This window comes from Micromonospora sp. NPDC048170, assembly GCF_040652795.1.
Taxonomy (GTDB): domain Bacteria; phylum Actinomycetota; class Actinomycetes; order Mycobacteriales; family Micromonosporaceae; genus Micromonospora.
The window spans coordinates 69,651-91,079 of the sequence record NZ_JBEZMR010000004.1; the positions used below are offsets into that span (position 1 = coordinate 69,651).

A 21,429-nucleotide genomic window follows, 5' to 3' on the forward strand; every position below is an offset into this window, starting at 1 on the left:
CTGTCACCGCGGGGCCGAGGTGACCGGCGGCGAACCACGCTACTGCACCCGGCCGTCGGCGGGCCGGTCCGACCACGTGCGGGGCCAGGATTGGCACCGACTTTTCCGGTTAAGTCCCTGCGGCGCGGCCCGACCCCGGCGCCTGGGTTGGGCCGGTGCCGGGCCTCAATGAGCCTCCCACCTCGCGTGATCGCGCTTCCACTCCGGTGTGGACCGCCATGCGATGGCGACGCCGGCCGCCCGTTGACACTGCCGAAGCCGGCCCGTACGGTGGCGTCACTTATCCGGTTCAGTCGATGGCTTTCGGTTCGTCCGCAGAATCATGGAAGGCGCGGTGAAGTCGTGACCCGGCAGGCGTTGCACGACGGCTGGACCCTGCGGGCGGTACCGGGACCGCAGGTACCGGCCGGGATCGCGGGCCGGACGGTGCCGGCCACCGTCCCCGGCTGCGTGCACACCGACCTGCTCGCCGCCGGCCTGATCCCCGACCCGTACCTGGACGACAACGAGAAGACGCTGGCCTGGATCGGCCGGACCGACTGGGTCTACGAGACGACCTTCGCCCACGAGCCGGGCGACGACGAGCGGGTCGACCTGGTCTGTGCCGGCCTGGACACCGTCGCCACGTTGACCCTCAACGGCGCCGAGGTCGGCCGCACCGAGAACATGCACCGCGGCTACCGCTTCGACGCCCGCTCGCGGCTGGTCGCCGGGTCCAACACCCTGGCCGTACGCTTCGACTCCGCCTACCGATACGCCGAGGCGCAGCGGGACCGGCTCGGGGACCGGCCGAACGCCTACCCGGAGCCCTTTCCGTTCGTCCGCAAGATGGCCTGCAACTTCGGCTGGGACTGGGGACCGACCCTGGTCACCGCCGGCATCTGGCAGGAGGTCGGGCTGCACGCCTGGTCCACCGCGCGGCTGGCCGTGGTGCGTCCACTGGTGACCGTCGAGGCCGGCGACGGCCGGGTGGAGCTGCACGTCGAGGTCGAGCGGGTCGGGGACGAGCCGCTCACCGTGCGGGCCACCATAGCCGGCGCGACGGCCGACGCGACGATCCAGGCCGGGGCGACCACGGCCGTGCTCACCCTCACCGTCGCCGGCCCCGCGCTGTGGTGGCCCCGGGGGTACGGCGAACAGCACCGTCACCCGCTGGCGGTGACGCTGCACGCCGCTGGCGGCAGGCCGCTCGACGCCTGGTCGCGCCGGATCGGCTTCCGGTCCGTACGCCTCGACACCGCCCCCGACGTGCACGGCACGCCGTTCGCCCTGCACGTCAACGACACCCCGGTCTTCGTCCGCGGGGCCAACTGGATCCCCGACGACGTGTTCCCCAGCCGGATCACCCGGGAACGGCTGGCGCACCGCCTCCGTCAGGCCGCCGGGGCGAACGTCAACCTGCTGCGCGTCTGGGGCGGCGGCCGGTACGAGTCGGACGACTTCTACGACCTCGCCGACGAGCTGGGCCTGCTGGTGCAGCAGGACTTCCTCTTCGCCTGCGCCGCCTACCCGGAGGAGGAGCCGTTCCACACCGAGGTCGCCACCGAGGCTGCCGAGCAGGTGGTCCGGCTGGCACCGCACCCGTCGCTGGTGCTCTGGACCGGCAACAACGAGAACATCTGGGGCTGGCACGACTGGGACTGGCAGGCGCCCCTCGCCGGGCGCACCTGGGGGCGCGGCTACTACCTGGAGCTGCTGCCCCGGATCGTCGGCGGGCTGGATCCGACGCGGCCGTACTGGCCGGGCAGCCCGTTCTCGGGCAGCGAGGAGCTCCACCCCAACGACCCGACGCACGGCACCACGCACATCTGGGACGTCTGGAACACCGACGACTACACGAAGTACCGCGAGTACGTGCCGCGCTTCGTCGCCGAGTTCGGCTACCAGGCTCCGCCCACGTACGCGACGCTGCGCCGGGCGCTGTCGGACGAGCCGCTGGCCCCCGACTCGCCCGGGATGGCGCACCACCAGAAGGCGATCGACGGGGACACCAAGCTCCGGCGGGGGCTCGACGCCCACCTGCCGGCACCGGCGGACTTCGACGACTGGCACTGGCTGACCCAACTCAACCAGGCGCGCGCGATCCGGCTCGCGGTGGAACACTTCCGCTCCCACCGGGACGTCTGCGCGGGCACCATCGTCTGGCAGCTCAACGACTGCTGGCCGGTGACCTCCTGGTCGGCCGTCGACGGCGACGGCCGCCGCAAACCGCTGTGGTACGCGCTGCGCCGGGCGTACGCGGACCGGCTGCTGACCGTCCAGCCCCGCGACGGTGGCCTGGCCGTGGTGGCGGTCAACGACGGGCCGGCCCCGTGGCGGGCGACCGCCTCGGTGACCCGGCTGACCCTGGGCGGCGAGCCACGGGCGAAGTCGACGCTGGAGCTGGACGTCCCCGCGTACGGCAAGGTCGAGCTGGCACTGCCGGCGGAGCTGTGGCGGCCGACGGAGGCCCGGCGCGAGCTGCTGCTGGCCGAGGCGGGCGACACGGCCGAGCGGGCGCTCTGGTCCTTCGCCGAGGACCGCGACGCGGACTGGCCGGCGGCGCGGTACGACGCGACGGTCGAACCCGTCGACGGCGGGCAGCGGATCCGGGTCACCGCCCGGACGGTCCTGCGGGACCTGACCCTCTTCCCGGACCGGCTCGACCCGGCGGCCGAGGTCGACGAGGCGCTGGTCACCCTGCTGCCGGGGGAGTCGGCGACCTTCACCGTCACGGCCGACGCGCCCCTGGACCCGGCGGCGCTGACCGCCCGCCCCGTGCTCCGCTGCGTCAACGACATCGCCGCCCCCTGACGGCGTTCCCTGCCTCTGCCGCGGCACCCGGTTGCACGAAGGGAATCTTGGTACGGAACGGCCCCTCCAGGGGCCGTTCCGTACCAAGATTCTCCGGCGTGCCATACAGAGGAGTGGCGGCTCGTTACCCCTGCTGATTCTCGGATCGGGGTTCCGGTCCGAAGTCGGGGGTGTCCTGGGACGAAATCGCGGTAGAGATCAAGCTGGCGGCTACGGGCTCCGCCTGCTCGACCTCCTCTGGGGCACGCAGGCGCGGAGGCGTCGGCATCCATGGCTTGAGGTTCTGGATGATCTGTTCGTAGAAGTCGTCGACGGCGTTAAGCACCGAGTCGATGAACGCCCCTCGGCCAGTACCCCGCTTGGTTCCCGACGCCGTAGATCGAGCCACTCGGAAGGTGCGAAGCTCGCGAGTGGGATCCGTGATCAGAACGGCCGGATCAGCACGTACCTCGCGGAGTAGTTCGGTGGCGCCTCCTCCACGAGAGTGCATGACGAAGGCCTCGACCCGTGTCGTCTCGGGCGCATCCTTCAACTGGCGTACGAGCCAGTTGACGCGGGTCGTTGGTCGACCCGCACGTGGGGCATCGATGTCTACGTGGCAAATGATCTGCCCTGCGCGGAGGTCTGCTGACACATGGAGCGAGCCCACCGAGCCGGGAATCTTGATGCCGCCGGTCAGAGTCCCGGTCGAGGCCAGTTGGCCGACAAGTGACTGCGTTCGCGCATTCGGGTCCGCAACGTCCCTCCGACTCAGGGCGGGCGTCACTTCGGTGCCCAGACGCCTGCCCAGCCTCAAGCAGGCGTACCGGATAAGGGCATCGAACCGGCCCGCGATCTCGGCCGCACCGCTGTCGGTGGCTCGGAGTGTGCCGGTTGAGACACCATCGCGCACTGGGACCCATGCGGACCCCATATCACTGAACTCCATCGCGCCCGAACGTGGATGCTCCAGGTACCGAATCAACTCCCCGAGGACCCACGCCTGGTCCGGGTCGGCAACACCCCGGTACTCCTTCTGAATGACGGCGTGCGTGAGAATTTCGGTCCACGGCAGATGGTGAAGTGTGACCTTCTTCAACTTGCGTCGGTCGACCGGCGTCGGATGTTGGCCAGCGATTGGCGCTATCTCGTTGGAGATGGTGATCAAGGCGTCGAAGCCTTGCTCGCGGGCTACATCGAGGTATGCCTCAAGCTGTTCGGTCTTCAGCGTATTGTTTCCGGTCTTCACCTCGACCAGTGCAGTCCACTGCCGTTGGCCGCGACTGACACGAATCAGCCCGTCTGGGAACAGTTGTTGGGTACCGAGCTTGAAGGGCACCTCGATGAAGGTGTGCACCGTCCCGGCGGGAGCGCCGATCGACTGGGTGATCACCCGGCCGAACTCGCGCACGGCGCTCATGACCGCAAGCAAGGCGGAAGTTGCTCGGCGTTCCTGTTCCTCAGCCCCGTTGATGCCTGACGTAGGAATCAAGCGAGCGGCAAGCCAGGTTTCCTCGGACATGCACAAACTCCTCGTAGCGGTCGTCTACGAGAAGCTACCTGCTATTTGTTCGGATACCAGTCAGACCGGCTGTCCTTCCGAACACGAAGGTCCGACCGCGCAGTAGGCTGCCTTGCCGGTTGGTTATGCGTCTTTGTCTGCCGGTTGGCCAACCCTCATCGGTACGGACCTTTGTGGAAGCAATCCATGCCAGGTGTCAGCCAGCTGACTGCTCCAGGTGCTGTCGTCATGCGATGGGGCGTGGTTGCGCACCTGGGCGCTGAGGTCTGCTCACCTCGCTGGCCCGGATGGAGCCGGCCGGATCGTCCCCGGGCTGCTCGGGCGACCCCGACGGCAGGTGTCCCGCCACCTGGGGAAAGATCTACCAAGATCGGGTGGCCGCTGCGCTGGGAGCCCGACCTGCGCCCGACGCCGCGCCACCCAGGGGAGAACCATGATCGCGGAACACATTCGTGACGCGTCGGCCACGGCGGTCGTGTTCGGCTTCTTCGCGTCCAGCTGGTTCGGCTGGGCCCAGGACGCGCCACCCAGGAGGTGGCGACCGCTTCTCGGCGTCGGATCGGTGCTCTCGCTGCTCACCGCAGTTGCCGGCGGGATACTCACCTGGCGGCGCTGGGCCGAACCGACGGCCTTCGACGCCGACACCAGCCGCACCTTCGGCGTCGTCGTGGGCATCGAGTTCGGCGCTGCGGCGCTCGGTGCCGGACTGCTCGCCCTGCGGCGTCGACAGGATCTGATCCCGGTCTGGGTCGCCCTCGTGGTGGGCGTGCACCTGTTCCCGGTCGCGGCGCTGATCGACTATCCGCTGATCCACCTGGTCGCCGCCCTGGTGACGGTGGTGGCGCTGGTGGCCGTTCCGGTGGCCCGGGCCCGCGAGGTCGCGGTGAGCGCGGTGGTCGGCCTCGGCACCGGCGTGGTGCTGCTCGTTGCCGCGGTTTCCTCGCTGGTCATCGCCCTGGTCGGATACTGAGGCAGGCGGCCCCCGCCGCCCGCCGGAGCGGCGGCAGGGGCCGTCCCACGCCTACTCGGGGACGCGCCGGTACGCGCCGTCGCTGGCCGAGGTCGCCATCGAGGCGTACGCGCGCAGTGCCGCCGACACCGGCCGCTGCCGGTCGAGCGGGGTGTAGGGCCTGTCGCGCTTCTCCTGGGCGATCCGGCGGGCCTCCAGCACGTCGGGGGCCACGTTCAGCTCGATGGAGCGGGTCGGGATGTCGATGACGATCTCGTCGCCGTCCTCGACGAGGGCGATCAGGCCGCCGGAGGCCGCCTCGGGGGAGACGTGCCCGATGGACAGCCCGGAGGTGCCGCCGGAGAAGCGGCCGTCGGTGAGCAGCGCGCAGGATCTGCCCAGCCCGCGGCCCTTGAGGAAGGAGGTGGGGTAGAGCATCTCCTGCATGCCGGGGCCGCCCCTCGGCCCCTCGTAGCGGATCACCACCACGTCGCCGGCGACGATCCGCTTGTTGAGGATCGCCTCGACGGCGTCGTCCTGCGACTCGTAGACCTTGGCGGGCCCCCGGAAGGTCAGGCACTCCTCGGGCACCCCGGCGGTCTTCACCACACAGCCCTCCGGCGCCACGTTGCCGCGCAGGATGGCCAGCCCGCCGTCGGCGCTGTAGGCGTGGGCGAGGTCCCGCACGCAGCCCCCGGCGGCGTCGGTGTCCAGCGACGACCAGCGGTTGGTGGTGGAGAACGGCTCGGTGGTGCGCACCCCGCCCGGGGCGGCGTGGAACAGTTCGGCCGCCTCCGGCGTCGCCGAACCGCCCCGGACGTCCCAGTCGGCCAGCCAGCGCTCCAGGCTGGGGGAGTGCACCGCGTGCACGTCCCGGTTGAGTAGGCCGGCCCGGTTCAGTTCGCCGAGGATGGCCGGGATGCCACCGGCCCGGTGCACGTCCTCCATGTGGTACTGCGGGGAGTTCGGCGCGACCTTGGCCAGGCAGGGGACCCGGCGGGAGATGGCGTCGATGTCGGCGACGTCGAAGTCCATCTCGGCCTCACGCGCGGCGGCGAGCAGGTGCAGGATCGTGTTGGTCGAGCCGCCCATCGCCACGTCCAGGGCGACGGCGTTCTCGAACGCGGCCCGGCTGGCGACGGCGCGCGGCAGCACGGAGGCGTCGTCGCCATCGTACCACCGCTTGGCGATCTCCACGACGGTGCGGCCGGCGTCGAGGAAGAGCGACCGGCGCGCGGCGTGGGTCGCCAGCGTCGAGCCGTTGCCCGGCAGGGCCAGCCCGATCGCCTCGGCCAGGCAGTTCATCGAGTTGGCGGTGAACATGCCGGAACAGGAGCCGCAGGTCGGGCAGGCCGAGCGCTCGATCTCGCCGAGTTGGTCGTCGGTGACCGCCTCGTCGGAGGCGGCGATCATCGCGTCGACCAGGTCGACCTTCCGGATCGAGCTGGCGAGACCCGCGCCTGGCTCTGCGTGCACGACTCCGCCGGCGCCGTAGCCGCGCACCTTGCCGGCCTCCATCGGGCCGCCGGAGACGAAGACGGTCGGGATGTTCAGCCGCAGGGCGGCCAGCAGCATGCCCGGGGTGATCTTGTCGCAGTTGGAGACGCAGACCAGGGCGTCGGCGCAGTGTGCGTTGACCATGTACTCGACCGCGTCGGCGATCAACTCCCGGCTGGGCAGCGAGTAGAGCATGCCGCCGTGGCCCATGGCGATGCCGTCGTCCACGGCGATGGTGTTGAACTCGCGGCCCACCCCGCCGGCCTCGGCCACCGCCTCGGCGACCAGGCCGCCCATGTCCTTGAGGTGCACGTGACCGGGTACGAACTGGGTGAAACTGTTGGCGATGGCGACGATCGGCTTGCCGAAGTCGTCGTCGGTCATCCCGGTGGCCCGCCACAGGGCCCGGGCACCGGCCATCGTCCGGCCATGCGTGGAGGTCTTCGACCGCAGCTCAGGCATGCCCCCCAGTGTGACACCGCCGCCGGGTGGCCGTCCGCCGTGCGTGCCGTGTCCCAAAGGATGCACACCCGGGCCCCCACGCGGGGCGCAGATCCGGCACAGTTGAGGCGTGCTGCTCCCCCCGGTCATGGTCGCGGCTGCGGTGCTGTGCGGGTTGGTCGCCGCGGCGGCCACCACGTTGTCGGCCGTCGACGCCCGGCGCCGCACCGGGCCGCACCGCCAGGCGTACGCGCTGCTCGCCGCCGCGTCCGGGGTCGCGCTGGTCTCCCTGCTGCTCGGGGTGGCCGTGGCGCTCTCCACCGGCGGGCACGATGCCCACCCGCCGGGCCAACGCACCGGCTGGGCCAGCGTCGTCTCGATCGGCACGGCGGTCAGCGGGCTGATCTTCTCCGCCGGGCTGCTCCGGCTGCCCGGCGTGGCCTCCACGGCGGCGGCCACGGTCCGGCTGGCGCTCGACGGCCTGGTGATGGCGGCGGCGTTCTGGTTCGTCGGCTGGGTGCTCTTCTCCGAGCCCACCCGGCTGCTCGGCGACGCCACCCCGGCGGCCTGCGTGCCCATCCTGCTCGCCACGGTCAGTGGGGCGCTGACCGCCGGGCTCGCCCTGATCGTGGCGTTCCGCGCCCCGCCGCCGCGCGGTCGCGCCGCCTGGCTCGGCGCCGGGGCCACCGCCGTGACCTGCGGCGGGCTCGGCATCGCGGCGGGCCTCTGCCAGGCCGGGCCGGCCGTGACGCTGGCCGGGGCCGGGGCGCTCGCCGGCGGACTGGTCGCCGTCGCGCTGGCCGCCCGCCGGCTGGACGCGTCGGCCCAGGCGGCCCCCGACCTGATCCGCCGCGACGGCGCGTACGCGTTCGTCCCGATGTTCGCCATGGCCGCCTCGGCGATGTACCACCTCCTCCAGGACGGCCGGTTCGACGCGCTCGGCATCGTCGCCGGCAGCGTGGAGGGCTTCGTGCTGGTGACCCGGCAGTACCTGACGCTGCACGACGTGCGCCGCTATGCCCGACGGCTGGCCGAGCGTGAGGCGCACTTCCGTGAGTTGGCACACACCGACCAGTTGACCGCGCTGGCCAACCGGCGGGGGCTGTCGCAGGCGCTGCACCGCCACGCCGAGGCCGGCACGCCCTGCGTGCTGCTCGGGCTCGACCTCGACGGCTTCAAGCACGTCAACGACATGCGTGGCCACGACGTCGGCGACGCCGTGCTGGCCGAGGTGGGCGAGCGGCTGCGCGCCAGCCTTCGCCCCGGTGACCTGGCGGCCCGGGTCGGCGGCGACGAGTTCGCGGTGCTGATGCACGGCTGCCCGGCCGACGCCGACCGGGTCGCCGAGCGTCTGCTCGGCGTGCTCGGGCGCCCCTACGACCAGCCGGAGGGGCCGGTCTTCCTGTCGGTGAGCATCGGCGTGGCCGGCTGGGTCGGCGTGCCCGACGTGGAGCTGCTCCAGCGCCACGCCGACCTGGCGCTGCGCTACGCCAAGCAGCGCGGCAAGAACCGGATCGAGCGCTACGACGCCGCGTACGACCAGCTGCTGCGCCGGCGCACCACCGTCGAGCACGAGCTGCGCGGCGCGATCGAGCGCGACGAGCTGCGCCTGGTGTTCCAGCCGGTGGCCTCGCTGCCCTCGGTGCGCCCGGTCGGCGCCGAGGCGTTGCTGCGCTGGCGTCATCCGGTGCTGGGCAACGTCGGCCCGGACGAGTTCATCCCGCTGGCCGAGGAGTGCGGGATGATCGCCAAACTGGGCGCCTGGGTGCTGCACCAGGCGTGCCACCAGCTCTCCCGCTGGCTGGCCGACGGTCACGACGTCTGGGTCTCGGTCAACGTGTCCCCCCGTGAGCTGCACGCCCCGGAGTACGTGCTCCAGGTCGCCGAGGCGCTGCGCGCCCACCACGTGCCGCCGCAGCGGCTGGTGCTGGAGGTCACGGAGCACGCCGTCGCGACGGACCTGGACGAGCTGATCCGGCGGCTGACGGCGCTGCGGGTGACCGGCGTCCGGATCGCGCTGGACGACTTCGGCGCCGGCTACTCCTCGCTCGGGCAGCTGCGCCGACTGCCGATCGACATTCTCAAGATCGACCACGGGCTGGTGGCGGAGCACGAGCCGGTGCGGCCGGTGGACAGGGACGGCCCGGCGTTCGCGCCGATGGTCGACATCGTCATGCGGCTCGGCCACCAGCTCGGCCTGGAGGTCATCGCCGAGGGGGTGACCACGCCGACCGAACTGGCCGCCGTGGTCGCCGCCGGCTGCCGGTTCGGGCAGGGCGCGCTCTTCGGCTGGGGCGTGCCGGCCGAGCACCTGGAGGCGATGCTGGAGGCGGCCACGCCGGCCGGCGTCCGTCAGGCCCCGGCGTCGGCCCCGCCCGTCCGGCCCGCGTCGCCGCCGCCCCGGCGGTTGCCGACGCTGCCCGTCCCACGCCCCTTGGGGGAGGCTTCCGCGCAGGTGGAACGGGGTGCCTAGGCACCCGGACGGGTGAAAACCGGTGATCCGTTAACCAACATGTGGGATCAGTTGACTCATCGCGTGAGATGCGTCAGGCTGGGTCGCATGTCGTCGTACCGGTCGCTGCGAGTACTTACCTGAGCGCACTCTCACCATCGAGAGTGCGCTGGCCCCGTGCATCCTGCACGAGGGCTTTTTTGTTGCCGTCGGACCCATCGACGCCGGGCACCGCCCGCGTCATCCGCTCGAACAGCCTCACCCACTCCAGCCGAAGGCCTGAACCGCCATGACGAGACCCACGCCAGAGACACTCGCCCACACCGCCCGCCGGGCCCGCACGTCCGCCGAGCCCGCGAGCGACGCCGACCACAACGGCGCCTCCCGCACCGCGGCCACCCCGGCCGTCCCGGGGGTACGCACACCCGCCCCGGCCCAGGTCAGCGGAGCCGGTTCGCTCGTGCGCTCCCTCGAGGCGCTCGGCGTCGACGTCGTCTTCGGCATCCCGGGTGGTGCGATCCTGCCGGCGTACGACCCGCTCTACGACTCCACGGTCCGGCACATCCTGGTCCGCCACGAGCAGGGCGCCGGGCACGCGGCGACGGGCTACGCCCAGGCGACCGGCCGGGTGGGGGTCTGCATGGCCACCTCCGGTCCCGGCGCGACGAACCTGGTCACCCCGATCGCCGACGCGTACATGGACTCGGTGCCGATCGTGGCCATCACCGGTCAGGTCGCGCGGCCCTCGATCGGCACGGACGCCTTCCAGGAGGCGGACATCCAGGGCATCACGCTGCCGATCACCAAGCACAACTTCCTGGTGCAGGAGGCCGAGGAGATCCCCCGGGTGCTGGCCGAGGCGTTCCACCTGGCCGCCACCGGCCGGCCCGGGCCGGTCCTGGTCGACATCCCCAAGGACGTCCTCCAGGCGCCCACCACCTTCACCTGGCCGCCGGTGCTGGACCTGCCCGGTTACCGGCCGACCCTGCACCCGCACGGCAAGCAGATCCGCGAGGCGGCCCGGCTGATGGCCACCGCCCGGCGTCCGGTGCTCTATGTCGGCGGCGGCGTGCTGAAGGCCGGCGCCACCGAAGGGCTGCGCCGGCTGGCCGAGCTGACCGGGATCCCGGTGGTCACCACGCTGATGGCGCTCGGCGCGTTCCCCGACTCGCACCCGCAGCACCTGGGCATGCCCGGCATGCACGGCACGGTCTCCGCGGTCTACGGCCTGCAGAAGTCCGATCTGATCGTCGCCCTGGGCGCCCGCTTCGACGACCGGGTCACCGGCAAGCTGGACTCGTTCGCCCCGGACGCGGCGGTGGTGCACGCCGACATCGACCCGGCCGAGATCGGTAAGAACCGGCACGCCGACGTTCCGATCGTCGGCGACGCCCGGCACGTCATCGACGAGCTGATCGCGGCGGTGACCACCGAGCAGGCGGCCGGCCGGCGCGCCGACCTGGCCGACTGGTGGACCCAGCTCGACGACCTGCGCAATCGGTACCCGCTGGGCTACGAGGACCCGGCCGACGGCACCCTCTCCCCGCAGTACGTGATCAAGAGGCTCGGCGAGATCGTCGGCCCGGACGCGATCTACGTCGCCGGGGTCGGCCAGCACCAGATGTGGGCCTCGCAGTTCATCTCCTACGAGAAGCCGTACACCTGGTTGAACTCCGGCGGGCTCGGCACGATGGGTTACGCGGTGCCGGCGGCGATGGGCGCGAAGGTCGGCAAGCCGGACACGGTGGTGTGGGCGGTCGACGGTGACGGCTGCTTCCAGATGACCAACCAGGAGCTGGCCACCTGTGCGCTGGAGGGCATCCCGGTCAAGATCGCCGTGATCAACAACGGCAACCTCGGCATGGTGCGGCAGTGGCAGACCCTCTTCTACGGGGAGCGCTACTCCAACACCGACCTCGGCACCCACAAGCACCGCATCCCCGACTTCCTGAAGCTCGCCGAGGCGCTCGGCTGCGTGGGGCTGCGCTGCGAGAACCCGGAGGACGTCGACAGGACCATCGAGGCCGCGATGGCCATCGACGACGCCCCGGTGGTCATCGACTTCGTCGTCGGCAAGGACGCCATGGTGTGGCCGATGGTCGCCGCCGGCACCAGCAACGACGAGATCATGTTCGCCCGGGGCGTCCGCCCGGCCTTCGACGAGGATGACATCTGACATGAGTGAGCGAAGCGAACGAATCATCGGGCTCAGTCCCGCGCGGCGTCCTGCCGCGACCGAGCGGAGCGAGGTCGCGTCATGACGATGCACACCCTGTCCGTGCTGGTGGAGAACAAGCCGGGCGTCCTGGCCCGGGTCTCCGGCCTGTTCTCCCGGCGCGGCTTCAACATCGACAGCCTCGCCGTCGGCGAGACCGAGAACCCGGACGTCTCGCGGATCACCATCGTGGTCAACGCCGAGTCGTCCCCGCTGGAGCAGGTCACCAAGCAGCTCAACAAGCTGGTCAACGTGCTCAAGATCGTCGAGCTGGACCCGCAGGTCTCGGTCGCCCGGGAACTGCTCCTGGTCAAGGTGCGCGCCGACCGCGCGGCCCGGGCCCAGGTGCTGGAGACGGTCGGCCTGTTCCGGGCCCGGGTGGTCGACGTGGCGCCGGACACGCTGACCATCGAGGCCACCGGCACCCCGGACAAGCTCGACGCGCTGCTGCGCGACCTCGAACCCTTCGGGATCAAGGAGATGGTCCAGTCCGGGCTGGTGGCGATCGGGCGCGGCTCGCGTTCCATCACCGCCGGGCCCGCGCTCCGGGCCGCCTGACCCCACCCGACCGGGCCGGCACGCGCCGGCCGAGACCGCCCGACCAGGCTGCGTCGTACGTTGCCTGGGACCGACACCGCACAGAGCCACGACGGGCCGCCCGGGCCGCCGTACGAAAGGGAAATCATGAGCGTTGAGGTGTACTACGACGACGATGCCGACCTGGGCCTGATCCAGGGCCGGAAGGTCGCCGTGATCGGCTACGGCAGCCAGGGCCACGCCCACGCGCTGTCGCTGCGCGACTCCGGCGTCGACGTGGTGGTCGGTCTGCCGGAGGGCTCCAAGAGCCGGGCCAAGGCCGAGGAGCAGGGCCTGCGGGTGCTCACGCCGGCCGGGGCGGCGGCCGAGGCCGACGTCATCATGATCCTCGCGCCGGACACCGCCCAGCGCAGCATCTACGCCGAGTCGATCGCGCCGAACCTGGCCCCCGGCAAGGCGCTCTTCTTCGGCCACGGCTTCAACATCCGCTACGGCCTGATCAAGCCGCCGGCCGACGTCGACGTGGCGATGGTCGCGCCGAAGGGCCCGGGCCACCTGGTCCGCCGCCAGTACGCCGACGGCAAGGGCGTGCCCTGCCTGGTCGCCGTCGAGCAGGACGCCAGCGGCAGCGCCCTCGCCCTCGCCCTGTCGTACGCCAAGGGCATCGGCGGCACCCGGGCCGGCGTCATCCGGACGACCTTCACCGAGGAGACCGAGACCGACCTCTTCGGCGAGCAGGCGGTGCTCTGCGGCGGCGCGGCGGCGCTCGTGCAGGCCGGCTTCGAGGTGCTCACCGAGGCGGGCTACGCCCCCGAGGTGGCCTACTTCGAGTGCCTGCACGAGCTGAAGCTGATCGTCGACCTCATGTACGAGGGCGGCATCGCGAAGATGCGCTACAGCATCTCCGACACGGCCGAGTACGGCGACCTCTCCCGTGGCCCGCGCGTCATCGACGCCCGGGTCAAGGAGGAGATGCGCAAGATCCTCGGTGAGGTCCAGTCCGGGGAGTTCGCCCGGGAGTGGGTGGCCGAGGACGAGGCCGGCCGGCCCAACTTCAGCAAGTGGCAGGCCGAGGGCGCGGCGCACCCGATCGAGGAGACCGGCAGCAAGCTGCGCGGCATGATGAGCTGGGTCGACCGCCCGATCACCGAGACCGCCTGACGCACACCTCCCGGCGGTCCGGGCAGGGCGCTCTTCCCGGCGCCCGGCCCGGGCCGCCTGCTTTCCGTGACCAGCACCATCGACGCCGCTCATCGTTCAACGATGGGTCGTCACCCTTTGTGAGGGCACTCACCCCGCAGTCCGGGACCTGCCGGCCGGCCGGCCACCTACGATCGCGGGGTAGGTGCGTAGCCGGCACCTGACGGCCATGGCCCGGATCAGCGCAGGGCGCAGCGCGGCGTCCCGCAGCCCCGGCCCACCCGCTCTGACGACAACTACGAGGACCAATGACTCCTGTCGTACTGATCGCCGAAGAACTCGCCCCCGCCGCCATCGAGGTGCTCGCCCACGACTTCGACGTCCGCCACGTCGACGGCACCGACCGTCCGGCCCTGCTCTCGGCGCTCTCCGAGGCCGACGCCGTCATCGTGCGCAGTGCCACCCAGATCGACGCCGAGGCGATCGCCGCCGCGTCCCGGCTGAAGGTCGTCGCCCGGGCGGGCGTGGGTCTGGACAACGTCGAGGTGCCGGCCGCCACCGCGCGGGGCGTCATGGTCGTCAACGCACCCACCTCGAACATCGTCTCCGCGGCCGAGCAGGCCCTCGCGTTGCTGCTCGCCGTGGCCCGCAACACCGCCAGCGCCAGCGCCGCGCTGAAGGCGGGGGAGTGGAAGCGGTCGAAGTACACCGGCGTCGAGATCCAGGGCAAGACCGTCGGCGTGGTCGGCCTCGGCCGCATCGGCGTGCTCTTCGCGCAGCGGATCGCCGCCTTCGGCACCCGGCTGATCGCGTACGACCCCTACATCCAGCCGGCCCGCGCGGCCCAGCTCGGCGTCCGCCTGGTGGGTCTGGAGGAGCTGCTGCGGGAGAGCGACTTCATCTCGATCCACCTGCCGAAGACCCCCGAGACCGTCGGCCTGATCGGTGAGAAGGAACTGGCCGTCGTCAAGCCGGGCGTCCGGATCATCAACGCCGCCCGGGGCGGGCTGGTCGACGAGCAGGCCCTGGCCGACGCGATCGCCGAGGGCCGGGTCGCCGGCGCGGGCGTGGACGTCTACGCCAAGGAGCCCTGCACCGCCTCGCCGCTGTTCGCCCTGGACAACGTGGTGGCCACCCCGCACCTGGGCGCCTCCACCGGCGAGGCGCAGGACAAGGCGGGCCTGGCCGTGGCCAAGAGCGTGAAGCTGGCGTTGCAGGGCGAGTTCGTGCCGGACGCCGTGAACGTGCAGGCCGGCGGCGTGGTCGCCGAGGACGTGCGCCCGCTGCTGCCGCTGGCCGAGAAGCTCGGCCGGGCCTTCACCGCCGTCGCGGGCGGGGTCGCCGCCAGCGTCACCGTCGAGGTGCGCGGCGGGATCGTCGACCACGACGTGTCGGTGCTGAAGCTCGCCGCCACCAAGGGGCTGTTCAGCTCGGTGGTGGAGGAGCAGGTCACCTACGTCAACGCCCCGCACCTGGCCGCCGAGCGCGGCGTCGAGGTCACGCTGCTCTCCCAGGCCGACACGGCCGACCACCCGACGCTGGTCACCGTCCGTGGCGCGCTGCCCGACGGCCGTACGGTCAGCGTCTCCGGCACGGTCTCCACCGCCGGCGCCCGCGACGTCATCAAGCTGACCGAGGTCGACGGCTTCGACGTGGAGATCGGCGCGGAGGGCATCCTGGTCTTCCTGCGCTACGTCGACCGTCCGGGCGTGGTCGGCACGGTCGGCACGCTGCTCGGCGAGGCCGGCGTCAACATCGCGGCGATGCAGGTGGCCCGCCGCGAGGCCGGCGGCGAGACCCTGATGACCCTCACCGTCGACCAGGCGCTCGGCGCCGACCTGCTCACCTCGGCGGCGGACTCGATCGGCGCGGTCGCGGCCAGCGCGGCGGACCTGCGCGACGAGTGACCTGAGCGCACGACAGCGGGGGCCCGGCGATCCGCCGGGCCCCTTCGTCGTACGCGGCGATGGTCAGCCGGGCAGCCGGGTCGGCGGCGGGTAGACCGAGCCGTCCTGCGCGTCGAAGAGCATCAGGTCGTACGCGCCGGCCAGCCGTTCGATGTCGAGCAGCACCTGGTCCTCGCAGGTCGGATGCAGGTTCAGCTCGACGTGGTCGTTGGCCGCGTGCAGCGGCGTCACCGCCCACGGGGTGCCCGGGCGGGCCGGCCGGTCCGGATAGCTGCCGGTGATGGCCCGGTAGAACGCCACCACCCGTGGGTCGGGGTGGCGGTCGACGTGCTGCCCCTGCCGGCACCGCAGCACCGCCGCCCGTACGTCCTCGGGTGTCGCCCCGTCCGCCAGGGCCCACACGCTCAGGTCGAAACTCACGGCGGACAGCGTGCCATCCGCCGTTCGCCGCGTCGAAATCACCCCGCCGCCGGTATCCGCCACGCTCCTGTCGCGACCGTCCGCTGTGGAGACCCTTGCGTTGAGTTGCGTCGATTCGCTAGCGTACCGGTGCGGTCACTGGCCGAGCTCGCGGCGTGGGCCCGTCTTCGGGTGGCGAGGTCGACGTCCAGCCGTCCGGCCCGCACCCCTCGATTGCGCGAGCCACGCGCACTCGTCGCTGACCGGCCCTCACGGTCGTTGCCGAGACCGTGAGGGCCGATCGCGCGTCCGGCGGCCCGGCGACGGTGGCTCGGCGGCGCTGCCCTGCGGCGGGCGGCTGCGATTCAGCGGCGCTGCGATTCAGCGGCGGTGGGCGAAGAGCGCGCGGTAGTCCGACCCGTTGCGGAACCAGGCCAGCCCGGCCGGCCCGGCGGCGTAGAGCGCGGTGGCGTAGGCGTCGGCGACGGCGAGGTCCGGCCCGACGACCGTCGCCGCGACCATCTGGTCGACGGGCTCCCCGGTGTGCGGGTCCACCACGTGCCCCTGCCGGCCGCTCACCCCCGACGTGCCGACCGCACCGGCCGTCATCTCCAGCACCAGCGGCGCCCGGTGCCGGTCCGCCGGGTGGTGCACCGCCACCCGCCACGGGCCGCCGTGCGCGGCGTGTCCGCGTACGACCAGGTCGGCGCCGGTGAGCACGGCGTAGTCGTGGACACCGGCGGCGCGCAGCCGGGCAGCCGCCCGCTCCACCGCCCATCCGCCGAGCAGGCCGCCGGGGTCGAAGCCGCCGGGCACCGCCCAGGCGTCGAACCAGCCGTCGGTGGCCGCCCGCATCGCCGCACACCGGTCCACGAGGTCGGCCAGGGGCGGATACGACTCGGGGCTGATCTCGCCCCGGCGCAGCCGGGAGACCAGGCTCTCCGGCCGGGCCGGGCCGTAGGTGAGGTCGATGGCCCGCAGTTCCGCCACCGCGTCGCGCAGCGCCTCCCCGACGCCGCGCCGGCCCAGCCACTCGGGGGCGTTGAGCAGCAGCGAGTATTCCGCCGTCGAGGTCCGCACGGTGTGCTGGACGGCGATCCGGTCCCCGATGACCGTGCCGGGCCGGTCCATCCGGTGACTGCGGGTGCCGAGTCGCAGGTCCGGCCGGCGTGGCTGGAAGGCCGACTGGTCCACCCAGCGGGTCCGTGGCTGCTGGTCGATCCGCATGACGCTGCTCCCTCGCTGACGTCGGCCGCACCCTCGCGGCCCCCGTCACGGGCCCCCGTTGACCCGCTTGTCACCACGCTAGGCAGCGCAGATGACTCCCCCATGAATGCCACCTGGGAGCATCCTGTGCATCCTCGTTTCCCGAATGTTGGAAGGTTCGTACCGGGAGACGGGACGGCGGCGTACGGTCGGACGAAACGTCGAGGCGAGGGAGCACAGGGACGTGGCACGGATCGCGGTGGTGGCCGGGGACGGGATCGGACCCGAGGTGGTCGCGCAGGCCCGCAAGGTCATCGACGCCGTGCTGCCGGGGGTGGACGCCACCGAGTACGACCTCGGCGCCGCCCGCTGGCACCGCACCGGCGAGGTGCTGCCCGACTCCGTGCTGACCGAGCTGGCCGGGCACGACGCCATCCTCCTCGGTGCCGTCGGCGACCCGAGCGTCCCACCCGGCGTGCTGGAGCGGGGACTGCTGCTGAAGCTGCGCTTCGCCTTCGACCAGTACGTCAACCTGCGTCCGTCGCGGCTCTGGCCCGGCGTGGGCGGTCCGCTGGCGAGCGTCAAGCCCGGCGAGGTCGACCTGGTCGTGGTCCGCGAGGGCACCGAGGGCCTCTACGCCGGCGCCGGTGGCGCTCTGCACCGGGGCACCCCGGCCGAGGTTGCCACCGAGGAGAGCCTGAACACGCGGCACGGGGTGGAACGGGTGATCCGCGACGCCTTCGCCCGCGCCGCGCGCCGGGAACGGCGCAAGGTCACCCTCGTGCACAAGACCAACGTGCTCACCCACGCCGGCTCGCTGTGGGCGCGCGCGTTCGAGGCCGTCGCCGCCGAGCACCCCGACGTGGCCACGGAGTACCAGCACGTCGACGCCGCCGCGATGTTCCTGGTCACCCAACCCCAGCGCTACGACGTGGTGGTCACCGACAACCTGTTCGGCGACATCCTCACCGACATCGCCGCCGCCGTCACCGGCGGGATCGGGCTGGCCGCCAGCGGCAGCATCAACCCCGAAGGGGCGTACCCCTCGATGTTCGAGCCGGTGCACGGCTCGGCGCCGGACATCGCCGGCCGCGGCGTGGCCGACCCGGTCGCGGCCGTACTCTCGGCGGCCCTGCTGCTCGACCAGCTCGGGCACGCCGACGCCGCCGCCAGGGTCACCGCGGCGGTCGGCGCGGAACTTGCCGGGCGGGCCCCGGGCGCGGCGGTACGCACCGAGGAGGTCGGCGACCGGCTGGCCGGGTACGCCACCTCCTGAGGCCGCAGGCCACCCACCCCGAGGTTCCGACGACGCCGCCGGCCGCACCCCGGCCCGGCGGCGTCCACCCGTGCGGCGCTGCTGGTACGCCCGGACGCCGCTACCCGCTGAACGACCGTTCGGGGTAAGTTTCTCGCACCAGAATTCTCGGCATGCGGACCCGTGTGCCGTAAACCCGCAGGGAGGTCAGCGCGATGAGCGGTGGTGACAAGCTCGACTTCGAGATCCGTCCGAATCCCGCGCCGGTATCCGTCGTCGACCGGGCCGCCCTGCTGGCCAACCCGGGTTTCGGCCGGGTCTTCACCGACCACATGGTCACGATCCGCTACGCCGACGGCAAGGGCTGGTACGACGCCCGGGTCGAGGCGCGCGCGCCGATCCCGATGGACCCGGCCGCCGCGGTGCTGCACTACGCGCAGGAGATCTTCGAGGGGTTGAAGGCGTACCGGACGGCCGACGGCGGCGTCACCATGTTCCGCCCGGAGGCCAACGCGGCCCGGTTCGCCGACTCCGCCCGGCGGATGGCGATGCCGGTGCTGCCCGAGGAGACGTTCGTCGAGTCGCTGCGCAAGCTCGTCGAGATCGACCAGGGCTGGATTCCCGAGATCGAGGACAGCAGCCTCTACCTGCGGCCGTTCATGTTCGCCAGCGAGGTGTTCCTCGGCGTCCGGCCGGCCAACGAGTACCTCTACGTGGTGATCGCCTCGCCGGCCGGCGCGTACTTCTCCGGCGGCGTGAAGCCCGTGACGGTCTGGGTCTCCCCGGACTACACCCGCGCCGCCCCTGGCGGCACCGGCGCGGCGAAGTGCGGTGGCAACTACGCCGCCTCGCTGGCGGCGCAGGCCGAGGCGATCGAGCACGGCTGCGACCAGGTGGTCTTCCTGGACGCGGTGGAGCGCCGCTTCGTCGACGAGCTGGGCGGCATGAACGTGTTCTTCGTCTACGACGACGGCACCGTGGTCACCCCGCCCCTGACCGGTACGATCCTGCCCGGCATCACCCGGGAGTCGGTGCTCACCCTGGCCGCCAACGCGGGGCACCGGATCGAGGAGCGCCCGGTGAGCTTCGCCGACTGGCAGGCGGACGCCGCGAGCGGCCGGCTCCGCGAGGTGTTCGCCTGCGGCACCGCCGCCGTGGTCACCCCGATCGGGCAGGTGCGCTTCCCTGACGGTGAGTTCCTGGTCGGCGACGGCGGGCCGGGGCAGGTCACCATGGCCCTGCGCCAGCAGCTCGTGGACCTCCAGCGGGGCGGCACCGCCGACCCGAACGGCTGGGTCCGCCGCATCCTCTGAGCTGAACCTGCCCCGCCCCCCGCCCCCGCGCCCCCGCGTCGCCCCGCCCCGCGCCCCCGCCCCGCCCCGCCCCCGCGCGCCGATCTTGCACTTTGTGCCCGGACATGTCGCGCAAACTGCACATTCCGGGGGCAGAAACTGCAAGATCGCGGAGTGGAGCGGGGCCGGGCGGAGTGGGGCGGGGCCGGGGCGGGGCCGGGCCGGGCGGGGTGGGGTCAGGTCAGGAGGTGGTTGCGGAGGTTGGCTAGTTGGGGCTCGGTGACGCCGGCGTGGTGCAGGTAGCCCTCGATCGAGCCGTGGGCCTCCCGCAGTTCGGCGAGGAAGAGCATCATGGTCTCGGCGGGGCAGGTCAGGACCGGCAGGGTCTGCCCGGTGCGCCGGCCGGTGGTCTCGAACCAGGCGCGGTACCGCTCGCCGGCCTCGGTGCTCAGGGCGTAGTCGGCGGCGATGTCGTCGTCACCGACGCCGAGCACCGCGAGGGTGAGCCCGCAGACGATGCCCGTGCGGTCCTTGCCGGCGACGCAGTGCACGACGGCGGGGGTGTTGGCGGAGTCGGCGATCAGTCCGACCGCCTCGGCGAGTCCGGCTGTGGCGGTTTCGGCGAGGTCGGCGTACCGGTCGGCCAGGTATCGGGCCAGGTCGGTGCCGGGCTGGTAGGGCCGATCGCCCCACTCCGCGTGCTCCAGGTGGGTGTTGTGCCAGGTCAGGCCGTCGAAATGGGGGACGCGGCCGTCGCGTTCCACCTCGTACGGGCGGCGTAGGTCGATGACCGTGCGGATGCCGAGGGCGGCGAACGCCTCCCGGTCGGTGTCGTCGATGCGGTGCAGCGAGTCGGAGCGGTAGAGCCGCCCCCGGCGCACCGTACGACCGTCGTGGCCGGAATGGCCGCCCGCGTCGCGGAAGTTGAACATCGTGGCGAAGGGGATGCTGCGGTTGACCTCGGTGGCGTCCACGCCGACACGGTAACGGCCTCCCGCGGATCACGGGAGGCCGTTACGGGCCGGGGGCTACGGAGGCGTCCCGTCCGGCCGGGCTGCGGAACGTCGCTAGCGGGCGGTGCCGGGCGGGATGGCCGAGTACGTCTCGTCGTAGTAGCCGCCGAGCCGGTCCCGGTAGGTGGGGTCGGTGTCGGCGGTCTCGTCGTACTCCGGGGCGGCCTTGATCTGGTCCTTGCTCCGGTCGACGTGCACCTTGCGCTCGTCGTGGTCGACGTGGTTCACGGTGCCGGCCGGGATCATGACCTTCCGGCCGAAGATCCACGGCCCGGTGTCCACCACCAGGTAGCTGTCGTTGACCTCGTGGCTGGCACTGTCGATCTTGCCGATGCCGCCGTCGGTGGCCTCGACCTTGTAGCCGACGAGATCGGCGTCGGCGACCCTCGCGGTGTCCCGGTAACGCCACGGGTCGAAGGTGCCGGCCGGGGCGCCACCGGCGAACTCGCCCTGGCCGCCGCCGCGCAGCGGGTCCGGGCTGCCGTGGGTGCTGTGCGGGTCGAGCCTGTCCATCTGACAACTCCTGCCCCGACTGTCGCCAGTCGTCTCGCCGGTCCGGTGTCTCTCGTCTCCCTGGATGAGCTACCCGGGCGGTCCCCACCGAAAACAGCGGGGACCGAGACCGGAAGCGGCGAGAGGCACCGGTATCGGCGGTGGCTGAGGCCGGGAGCGGCAGTGGGTGGGGCCGGAGACGGCGGTGGGGGGGGGGGGGGGGGCCGGCCCCCCCCCCCGGGGGGGGGGGGCCCGGGCGGGGCGCCGGCGGGCGGGCCGGCGGGGGCCGGGGGGGGGGGGCGGCCCGGGCGCGGGGCCCCCCCCCGCCCGCCGCGCGGGG

The 21,429-nt window shown here is 72.4% G+C and carries 15 protein-coding genes; 9 read left to right on the forward strand and 6 right to left on the reverse strand.

All coding sequences use genetic code 11. From position 1 onward, the window contains the following. Positions 1-342 precede the first annotated feature (342 nt). Positions 343-2,793, forward strand: a complete 2,451-nt coding sequence (locus AB0D32_RS08905) for a glycoside hydrolase family 2 protein (protein WP_357086688.1) — start codon at positions 343-345, stop codon at positions 2,791-2,793. Between the two features lie 124 nt (positions 2,794-2,917). On the opposite strand, the gene AB0D32_RS08910 is transcribed toward AB0D32_RS08905, so the two are convergent. After that, positions 2,918-4,294, reverse strand: a complete 1,377-nt coding sequence (locus AB0D32_RS08910) for a stress response protein (RefSeq protein WP_357086690.1) — start codon at positions 4,292-4,294, stop codon at positions 2,918-2,920. A 433-nt stretch (positions 4,295-4,727) separates the two neighbouring features. Here AB0D32_RS08910 and AB0D32_RS08915 point away from each other — a divergent pair, with 433 nt between their 5' ends. Continuing rightward, on the forward strand, positions 4,728-5,264 hold the full coding sequence (locus tag AB0D32_RS08915; RefSeq protein WP_357086692.1) for a hypothetical protein: 537 nt from the start codon (positions 4,728-4,730) through the stop codon (positions 5,262-5,264). Between the two features lie 51 nt (positions 5,265-5,315). On the opposite strand, the gene ilvD is transcribed toward AB0D32_RS08915, so the two are convergent. Beyond that, entirely contained in the window at positions 5,316-7,202 is a 1,887-nt protein-coding gene (gene ilvD / locus AB0D32_RS08920) for a dihydroxy-acid dehydratase (protein ID WP_357086694.1), read from the reverse strand. 109 nt (positions 7,203-7,311) lie between these two features. On the opposite strand from ilvD, the gene AB0D32_RS08925 reads away from it, so the two are divergent. The 5 genes from AB0D32_RS08925 to serA all read left to right on the forward strand — a co-directional run bounded on the left by AB0D32_RS08925 (position 7,312) and on the right by serA (position 15,432). After that, positions 7,312-9,654 (forward strand): bifunctional diguanylate cyclase/phosphodiesterase, encoded by a 2,343-nt coding sequence (locus tag AB0D32_RS08925; RefSeq protein WP_357086696.1) that lies wholly within the window; start codon positions 7,312-7,314, stop codon positions 9,652-9,654. 268 nt (positions 9,655-9,922) lie between these two features. Further along, complete coding sequence (locus AB0D32_RS08930) at positions 9,923-11,809, forward strand: acetolactate synthase large subunit (protein ID WP_357086698.1); 1,887 nt, start codon at positions 9,923-9,925, stop codon at positions 11,807-11,809. Between the two features lie 81 nt (positions 11,810-11,890). Then, positions 11,891-12,406, forward strand: a complete 516-nt coding sequence (ilvN, locus tag AB0D32_RS08935) for an acetolactate synthase small subunit (protein WP_091096900.1) — start codon at positions 11,891-11,893, stop codon at positions 12,404-12,406. Between the two features lie 126 nt (positions 12,407-12,532). Continuing rightward, complete coding sequence (gene ilvC / locus AB0D32_RS08940; protein ID WP_357086701.1) at positions 12,533-13,546, forward strand: ketol-acid reductoisomerase; 1,014 nt, start codon at positions 12,533-12,535, stop codon at positions 13,544-13,546. Positions 13,547-13,833: 287 nt separating this feature from the next. After that, entirely contained in the window at positions 13,834-15,432 is a 1,599-nt protein-coding gene (gene serA, locus AB0D32_RS08945; protein WP_357086703.1) for a phosphoglycerate dehydrogenase, read from the forward strand. Positions 15,433-15,495: 63 nt separating this feature from the next. Here the strand turns inward: serA and AB0D32_RS08950 are convergent, their stop codons facing one another. Together AB0D32_RS08950 and AB0D32_RS08955 are read right to left on the reverse strand one after the other, a co-directional pair. Then, positions 15,496-15,852 carry a hypothetical protein gene (locus AB0D32_RS08950; RefSeq protein WP_357086705.1) on the reverse strand — a complete coding sequence of 119 codons (357 nt, stop codon included), beginning with the start codon at positions 15,850-15,852 and terminating at the stop codon, positions 15,496-15,498. Between the two features lie 360 nt (positions 15,853-16,212). Continuing rightward, on the reverse strand, positions 16,213-17,058 hold the full coding sequence (locus tag AB0D32_RS08955; protein ID WP_357086707.1) for an FAD:protein FMN transferase: 846 nt from the start codon (positions 17,056-17,058) through the stop codon (positions 16,213-16,215). Between the two features lie 223 nt (positions 17,059-17,281). Here AB0D32_RS08955 and AB0D32_RS08960 point away from each other — a divergent pair, with 223 nt between their 5' ends. Both AB0D32_RS08960 and AB0D32_RS08965 read left to right on the forward strand, forming a co-directional pair. After that, a complete protein-coding gene (locus AB0D32_RS08960) occupies positions 17,282-18,313 on the forward strand; it encodes a 3-isopropylmalate dehydrogenase (RefSeq protein WP_357086709.1) in 1,032 nt (343 codons plus the stop codon). Between the two features lie 194 nt (positions 18,314-18,507). Beyond that, positions 18,508-19,605: a branched-chain amino acid aminotransferase gene (locus AB0D32_RS08965; protein ID WP_357086711.1), complete on the forward strand. Its 1,098-nt coding sequence runs from the start codon at positions 18,508-18,510 to the stop codon at positions 19,603-19,605. A gap of 215 nt (positions 19,606-19,820) precedes the next feature. Here AB0D32_RS08965 and AB0D32_RS08970 read toward each other — a convergent pair whose 3' ends face one another. Together AB0D32_RS08970 and AB0D32_RS08975 are read right to left on the reverse strand one after the other, a co-directional pair. Next, positions 19,821-20,558: a tyrosine-protein phosphatase gene (locus AB0D32_RS08970; RefSeq protein ID WP_357086713.1), complete on the reverse strand. Its 738-nt coding sequence runs from the start codon at positions 20,556-20,558 to the stop codon at positions 19,821-19,823. A 93-nt stretch (positions 20,559-20,651) separates the two neighbouring features. Then, complete coding sequence (locus AB0D32_RS08975) at positions 20,652-21,110, reverse strand: PRC-barrel domain-containing protein (protein WP_357086715.1); 459 nt, start codon at positions 21,108-21,110, stop codon at positions 20,652-20,654. Positions 21,111-21,429 lie beyond the last annotated feature (319 nt).